This window comes from Mycobacterium sp. TH-M116 (assembly GCF_057473685.1).
Genome location: NZ_JBYCLC010000065.1, coordinates 1 through 7,650, shown reverse-complemented (window position 1 = coordinate 7,650; position 7,650 = coordinate 1). Strand labels below are relative to the sequence as shown.

Genomic DNA, 7,650 nt, shown 5'->3' with positions numbered 1-7,650 from the left:
TGGGCAAGACCGGAGGCGGTCAACGGGGCCCACCCGGGCTCCAGCGTGTTGTCGAACATGTCGCCGTCGCTGTAGTGCTCGACCAGGAACCCGTCGGGATCGCGCCAGTAATCGAAGATCTGGCTGCCCTGGATGTGCCTGCCGATCCCCCAGGACCGCCGGTACCCCGCTTCGCGCAGGTATTCCCCGCCGGCCGCGATCGCGTCCAGGTCGCACACCTGGTAGGCCGAGTGCACGTAGCGGTCCGCGGGGCCGAGCACGAGGGCCAGGGTGTGGTGGTCGGTGGGTGTCGGGCCGCGGTCGCAGCGCAGGAAGCTCATCGTCGGGCCGCGCTCGCGTTGGCCCGGGTAGTAGAGGAAGTCGCTGACGATGAAGCCGAGATGGTCGAGGTACCAGTCGAGTGAGCGCAGGAAGGCAGTGCTCTGCAGCACGAGGTGGCCCAACCGCCGCACCCCGGCCGGCTCGCGCGGCGGGCGCTGAGTGCTGTTGGCGCGCAACAGCTCGCGGCCGAAGTTGAAGCTGTGCGGCCGTTGGGCGGGCAACTCGGCCAGCGCGGTCGTCCCGGCGACGACCCGGACGGGAATCCCCCGGGGGTCGGTCAGCTCTGCCCCGACGCCGCCGATCGCCTCGGGCAACGGGCCGACGCGCGCGCCCGCGGCCGCGGCGAGCCGCTCGACGTCGGCCCTGTCGGCGGCGGCGAAGGCCGGCCCCACGAACCGCGAGCGTGGCCCCCGCCGGACGAGCACGCACGGCGAGCCCGCGTCGGTTCCCCTCAGGTGCAACTCGTCGGCGGTGTGCAGCACGGTGGTGAACCCGAACGCCCGCGCGAAGGCCTGCGCGCGGTTCAGGTCCGGCTTCTCGAATTCCAGCCAGGCCAGATCGCGCACCTTGATCACCGGGTTCCCGGAGCGCCCGGGATGCTCCCCCCGGCGGGCGCCCTGCAGGCTGTGCAGGTCTTTGTGGGCGTCGACGTGCGGTGTCACGGCTTCTCCTGGAGTTGACTGACGAAATCATCACTTACGAGGACAACCTCAGTCAATAGTTTTTGACGAAATCATCAAAAGTGATGTTCTCTGCTAATCTCGGCTCATGACCGAGGCGCGACCCGCCGCCGACAACCGTCTGGAGCGGCGCAAGATGCGCACCCGCGCGGCGCTCATCCGCGCCGGGCAGGCCTTCGTCGCCGCCGGCAAGCTGAACGTGCCGGTGCTGGAGATCACCCAGGCCGCCGACGTCGGGATGGGGTCGTTCTACAACCACTTCGACAGCAAGGAAGAGCTGTTTCAGGCCGCGGTCAACGAGGCGCTCGACGATCTCGGCGCGGTGCTCGACAAGCTGTCCGCCGAAGGCGAGGACCCGGCCGAGACGTTCGCCCGAAGCTTCCGGTTGGTTGGGCGGATGTTCTGGCGGCGCCCGGAAACGTGCAAGGTGCTGCTCAACACCGGGCTGAAGCTGATCTCGGCCGACCGCGGCCTGGCCCCACGCGCTCTGCGCGATATCGAGGCCGGGATGCGCGCCGGCCGGTTCGGCGTCGACGACCCCGCGCTCGCCCTGGCGGCGGCCGGCGGTGCGCTGATGGGTCTCGGCCAACTGCTGTACGACCAGCCCGAACGCGACGGCGGCGAGGCGGCCGATCGCGTGACCCGCGACGTGCTGGTGATGTTCGGCGTGCCCGCCGACGAGGCCGCCGAGATCTGCCGCCGCCCGCTGCCCGACCTCGACGAGCTCACCGAGCCCGAGTCGGCGGCCTAGCGGGCGCGCGCCCGGGCCCGTTGCCCGGCGGGAACAAAAAGGTGAGCGTGCGCGACTATTGATACGTGAACTGTGACGTCGCGCGCGAGGCGCTGTCGGCGCGGATCGACGGGGAACGCGAACCCGTCCCCGCATCGCGGGTCGACGAGCACGTCGCGTCGTGCGCCGGCTGCCGCGACTGGTATTCCCGGGCCGTCGAGCAGACCCAGCAGTTGCGCCGGCTCGTCGGCCGATCGCAGGTCGTCGCCGCGCCGACGCCGCGCGACCGGACCCCGACCCGGACCCGCCTTCAGGTGTGGGCCGCGGTGGCGGGGCCGCGGTGGGCGCTCGGGGTGGTGGGCGCGCTGCAGATCGGACTGGGCGCCGCGCAGGGGTTCGGCGCCGACGTGGGAATGCCGACCCACGGCCACCTGCTCCACGAGTCGACCGCCTGGACGGCCGCGCTGGGCGTGGCGATGATCGTTGCGGCGTTACGTCCGGCAGCCGCGTCCGGGCTGGCCGCGGTCCTGGCGGTTTTCAGCTCCGTCCTCGCTGGATTCGTCATCAACGACCTGACCTCGGGTGCGGTGACCCTCCTGCGGATTCTGACCCACCTGCCGGTTCTCGTCGGCACCGCATTGGCGCTGCTCGTCTGGCGCGCAGCACTTCGACCCGAGCCCAGTCCCCGGTCGGACGCGGTGCCGGCACCAGGCGACGATCTCGTGTTACCCGCAAACGCCACTCGGGGGCGGCGCCGCGGGCATCTCTATCCGACGGACGGCTCCGCCGCCTGACGCATCGCACCGGAACCCCCTCTTGTACTACCAAAAGTCGTAGACTTGTCGTCACAGTTTGCCGGGCGGCGGAAGGCGACGACGATGGGCAAGAGTCGAGCGGCCTCACGACGCGCGGGCGGATTCGCGCTACTTGCCGGCTATCTCGCCATGGTGGGCGCGACCGCCGGCTACACCGTGGCATCGGGAGACCGACGCTTCGTCGCGACGGGTGACTCGTTCCCCGGCTGGGTGACCACGCTGGCGGAGACGGTCGGCTATTTCACCGCCACACTGTCCGGGGCCCTGGTCATCGGCGCCCTCGTCTACATCGTCACGACGGCACACCCCGATGACCGGGGCGTCCTGGACGCCGACTCGTTCGGTCTCCATCGCTTTGCCGAGCGAGTGGCATTGGTGTGGCTGGTCTCCGCAGCGGCGATGATCCCGATCCAGGCGGCCGACGACTCGGGGATCGCGGTTTCCCGGCTGGCCGGCCCCGAGGCGTTCGGCGTCGCCCTCGGCGCCTCGGAGATGGCGCGGAGCTGGATCGCCGTCGCCATATTTTCTGGTGTTGCCGCGTTGGCGCTGCGGCTCACTGTGCGCTGGGTGTGGCATGTGGTGCTGCTGATTCCCTCGCTGGTCGGCGTGATCGCCGTGCCGGTCAGCGGCAACGCCGGGCAGGGGCCGAACCACGACTACGCGACCAGCGCGGTGATCGTCTTCGCAGTTGCCGTCGGTGTGCTCACCGGAATGAAGGTATGCGCCATGCTGGCGCCACCGAGCGGCTCGTTGCAGCGGCGGGTGCTGCTGCTCGAACTGACCAGCGGGGCCGTCGCGCTGCTCTACGGCGCGCTTCTGCTGTCGGTGATGCTGCCCCCGACTTCTCCGACCGGCTCCGACTACGGGCGGTTGGCGTTGCTGGGCGCGGTCGCGCTGGCCCTGGTCTGGCTCGCAGACCTGGCGGTCCTCATCAGATCGCGGGCCGGCCGCCGTGGCGCGGGCCGCGCAACCGCGTTGGCGGGTGCGCTGGCAAGCATCACGGCAGTGGCCGCAGTCTCCGCCATGGCGGTCCAGACCGCCCCGGGGTTGCTGGCGCACACATTCACCGGGTGGGATGTCTTTCTCGGCTATGAGCTCCCCCGCCCGCCGAGTGCCTTGCGGCTGGTGACGTTCTGGAGATTCGACACGTTCATGGGCACGGCGGCACTCGTCCTGGCGGTGCTCTACGTCGCCGGGGTGGTGCGCTTGCGGCGGCGCGGCGACACCTGGCCTCCGGGACGGTCGGCCGGCTGGCTGATCGGCTGTCTGGCGCTGGTGTTCTTCACGGGGTCGGGTGTGCGGGCATACGGCTCGGCGATGTTCAGCGTTCACATGGGCGAGCACATGGCCGACAACATGTTCATCCCGGTGTTCCTCGTGCTGGGAGCCCCGGTCACCCTCGCGTTGCGGGCACTCCCGGCGGCAGGCAGCGGTCGTCCCCCGGGCCCTCGAGAATGGCTGGTGTGGCTGGTGCACTCACCAGTCACGAGATTCATCTCCCACCCGGTCACCGCCTTTGTGCTCTTCGTCGGCTCCTTGTACGTCGTCTACTTCACGCCGATTTTCGACACACTCGTGCGCTACCACTGGGGCCACGAGTTCATGAGCCTCCACTTCCTGATCACCGGATACCTGTTCTTCTGGGGCCTCATCGGCGTCGATCCGGGTCCACGCCGGCTACCGTTCATCGGCCGGCTGGGCGTGCTGTTCGCGGTGATGCCGTTTCACGCGTTCTTCGGTATCGCGCTGATGACGATGACGTCGACCGTCGGCGGCCGCTTCTACTCGTACGTCGACCTGCCGTGGCTGTCCAGCATCATCGGCGACCAACATATGGGTGGCGCGATCGCTTGGGGCTCAAGCGAACTGCCCATTCTCGTGGTGATCATCGCATTGGTGACACAGTGGGCGCAGCAGGATCGGCGCGCCGCGTCGCGGAGCGACCGCCACGCCGAGGCTGCCTACGACGACGACCTCGACGCCTACAATGCGATGCTCAAGGAGCTGTCGCGGAACCGCCGCTGACGACTGATGCCGCGGGTTCGCCGGACGTGCCGATGTTGCGCAGCCGCAGGCTGTTGGACACCACGAAAAACGACGAGAACGCCATCGCCGCGCCCGCGATGAGTGGATTCAGCAGTCCGGCCGCGGCGATCGGTATCGCGGCGATGTTGTACCCGAACGCCCACACCATGTTGATCCTGATGGTCCGCAGAGTGGCCCGGGCAAGATCGAGCGCTTGCGGCACGATGTCGAGGCTGTCGCGGACCAGGATGATGTCGGCGGCCTCGATCGCCACGTCGGTACCGCGTCCGATGGCCAGTCCCAGGTCTGCGGACGCCAGGGCGGGTCCGTCGTTGATCCCGTCCCCGACCATCGCGACAACCCGGCCACGGTCCCGCAATTGCTCGATGACATCGACCTTGCCTTCGGGCAGCACCTCGGCGATCACCTCGTCGATCCCGACCTGTGCCGCCACCGCGCCCGCGGCGGCCGCGTTGTCCCCGGTGAGCAGCACCGTGCGCAGCCCGCGCTGATGCAGCGCAGCGACCGCGTCGGCCGCAGAGTCCTTGACGGCGTCGGCAACGGCGATCGCGCCGCAAACCGTCTCGTCGACGGAGACGAAAACCACTGTCTCGCCGCGACCCTCGCCGTCACGTCGCGTTCTTTCGATGGCGATGGGAACCGGCAGGCGGCCCGACACCCAGGCCGGGCGTCCGACCGTGACCCGACGCTCGCCAACGGTCCCGGTGACCCCCCGCCCGGCGACTGCCGCGAAGTCGACAACCGGTGAGCGAGCGTCGGTGGCCGCCACGATCGCCGTCGCCACCGCATGCTCGGAGGCGGCCTCGACGGCGCCCGCCAGATCGAGCACGTCGGCGGGATCCCATCCGTCCGCGGCGACGATATCGGTCACCGCGAGCCGGCCGGTGGTCAGCGTCCCGGTCTTGTCGAACACCACGGTGTCGACGGCGCGGATGGTCTCCAGCGCCCGGTAGCCCTTCAGGAAGATGCCCAGCTGGGCACCGCGCCCCGAGGCCACCATCATCGCCGTAGGTGTGGCCAGCCCCAGCGCGCACGGGCAGGCGATCACCAGCACGGCCAGGGCGACGGAGAACACGCGGTCGGGTCCGGCGCCGGCGAGCGCCCAGCCCGCCGCCGCCAGCGCCGCGATGGCGAAGACCACGGGGACGAAAACCGCGGCGATGCGGTCGGCCAGCCGTTGTGCATCGGCTTTCTGCGCCTGCGCCTCCTCGACCAGGCGGACCATTCCTGCGAACTGGGTGTCGGCGCCGACGGCGGCTGCCTCGACGATGAGCCGGCCGTCGCAGACGATCGTGCCGCCGATCACGCTGGCCCCCGGGTGTGCGCGCACCGGTCTGGCCTCCCCGGTCATCGCGCTCATGTCGATCGCTGCGGTGCCATCCACCACCAGGCCGTCTGCGGCGATCGTCTCCCCCGGCCGGACGACGAAGCGCTGCTGCTCTTTGAGTTCGTCGGCGGGGATGACCATCTCGCTGCCGTCGCGCAGCACGACGGTGACATTCTTGGCGCTCAGTGCCGCGAGGGCGCGCAACGCACTGCCCGCCCTCGATTTCGCGCGTGCCTCGAAATAACGCCCGGCGAGCACGAACACCGTGACACCGGCGGCCACTTCCAGATAGATGGCGTCGCTGGACAGCACCGCCTGCCACACCCCATGAACCTCGCGGTGCCGGCTGGTGCCGAAAATGGTGCTCAGTGACCACACCGTGGCGGCGGTGATTCCCAACGAGATCAGTGTCTCCATCGAGGTGGTGCCGTGCCTGGCGTTGCGCAGCGCGACGCGGTGGAACGGCCAGGCCGCCCAGGTCACGATCGGCGCAGCAAGCGCGGTCAGCACCCATGCCCATCCCGGGAAGCGCATGCTGGGCACGACGGCGAACACCACCGACAGGTCGGCAAGCGGCATGAACAGGACCGCGGCGACCAGAAGTCGCCGCAGCAGGCTACGGGCGTGCAGTTCATCCGGGTCGACCCGGTCCACCGCCCGGTGCGACCGCGGCGCAGCCTCGTATCCGACCCGGCGCACCACCTCACACAGGTCCTCGGTGACGACCCCCTCCTGGGCGTCGATGGTGGCGACCCGGGTGGCGTAATTCACCGACGCCTGCACGCCGTCGACCTTGTTGAGCTTGTTCTCCACCCGGGCGGCGCATGCGGCGCACGACATCCCCGACACGTCCAGCTCGATCCGGCGTGCCTGTGGCGCGTGGGACCCAGCCGCAACTGTGAGCGTCATGGCCCTCCTCGATTTGCCGTACTACAGCTAGTCGCTGCACCAGCGTCATGAGTTCCCGAGCAGGCGAAATTCACCACTCTCTCCTGCCCAAGCTACCCGGCCGAGGCGGCCGGCAGCACCGACCGGGCTCCGCGCGGACCGCATCGTGCTGCCCGGCGCGCGGAAACGCCCGTCGATGACCGAGTAGTGTCAACCGACGTGGGCGAGCGCGGTGACGACGACAAGGTCACCTCGCTGGCGCTGGCCGCCGGCCGCGGCGATTCCGCCGCCCTGGAAAGCTTCATCAAGGCCACCGAGCGCGACGTCTGGCGCGTCGTGGCATTCCTGGCCGATCCCGCCAGCGCCGATGACCTGACCCAGGAGACCTTCCTGCGCGCGCTGCGGTCACTGCCGAGTTTCACCGGCCGCTCGTCGGCGCGGACCTGGCTGCTGTCCATCGCCCGTCGCGTCGTCATCGACCAGATCCGTCACAACCAGAGACGACCGCGCACCAGCCACGTCGTCGACATGGAGGGTCTGCTCGACAGCCGCTCCGGCGCCGCCCGGTTCGAAGACGTGGTTGAGATCAGGATGCTTCTCGACGGTTTGGACGCCGATCGCCGGGATGCTCTGGTTCTGACGCAAGTGCTCGGGCTGTCCTACGCCGAGGCGGCCTCGGTCTGCGGATGTCCGATCGGCACTGTCCGCTCTCGCGTCGCGCGCGCCCGCGACGACCTGCTCGCAGCCGCGCAGCGCGACGACCAGACTGGCTGAACCCCGCACCAAATCTTCCTTGCCGACGAGCTTGGTGATCGCGTCCGGGCGAGCGCGCGGACCGCTGCG

At 69.7% G+C, this 7,650-nt stretch carries 6 protein-coding genes; 4 read left to right on the top strand and 2 right to left on the bottom strand.

Annotated elements, in window-relative coordinates; translation table 11 throughout:
• Positions 1-983, bottom strand: a 983-nt coding sequence (locus AC2VOK_RS03400) for a VOC family protein (RefSeq protein ID WP_428899228.1), incomplete at its 3' end; no start/stop codon positions are given.
• Between the two features lie 106 nt (positions 984-1,089).
• Here AC2VOK_RS03400 and AC2VOK_RS03395 point away from each other — a divergent pair.
• The 3 genes from AC2VOK_RS03395 (at position 1,090) to AC2VOK_RS03385 (ending at position 4,571) form a co-directional block, all read left to right on the top strand.
• Complete coding sequence (locus tag AC2VOK_RS03395) at positions 1,090-1,752, top strand: TetR/AcrR family transcriptional regulator (RefSeq protein ID WP_428899227.1); 663 nt, start codon at positions 1,090-1,092, stop codon at positions 1,750-1,752.
• A gap of 65 nt (positions 1,753-1,817) precedes the next feature.
• A complete protein-coding gene (locus AC2VOK_RS03390) occupies positions 1,818-2,525 on the top strand; it encodes a zf-HC2 domain-containing protein (RefSeq protein WP_428899226.1) in 708 nt (235 codons plus the stop codon).
• An 84-nt stretch (positions 2,526-2,609) separates the two neighbouring features.
• Entirely contained in the window at positions 2,610-4,571 is a 1,962-nt protein-coding gene (locus tag AC2VOK_RS03385; RefSeq protein WP_428899225.1) for a cytochrome c oxidase assembly protein, read from the top strand.
• Here AC2VOK_RS03385 and AC2VOK_RS03380 read toward each other — a convergent pair.
• Entirely contained in the window at positions 4,543-6,828 is a 2,286-nt protein-coding gene (locus AC2VOK_RS03380; RefSeq protein ID WP_428899224.1) for a heavy metal translocating P-type ATPase, read from the bottom strand. The genes AC2VOK_RS03385 and AC2VOK_RS03380 overlap by 29 nt on opposite strands.
• 186 nt (positions 6,829-7,014) lie before the next feature.
• On the opposite strand from AC2VOK_RS03380, the gene sigC reads away from it, so the two are divergent.
• Positions 7,015-7,581, top strand: a complete 567-nt coding sequence (gene sigC / locus AC2VOK_RS03375; RefSeq protein ID WP_428899223.1) for an RNA polymerase sigma factor SigC — start codon at positions 7,015-7,017, stop codon at positions 7,579-7,581.
• The last annotated feature ends 69 nt before the right edge of the window (positions 7,582-7,650 follow it).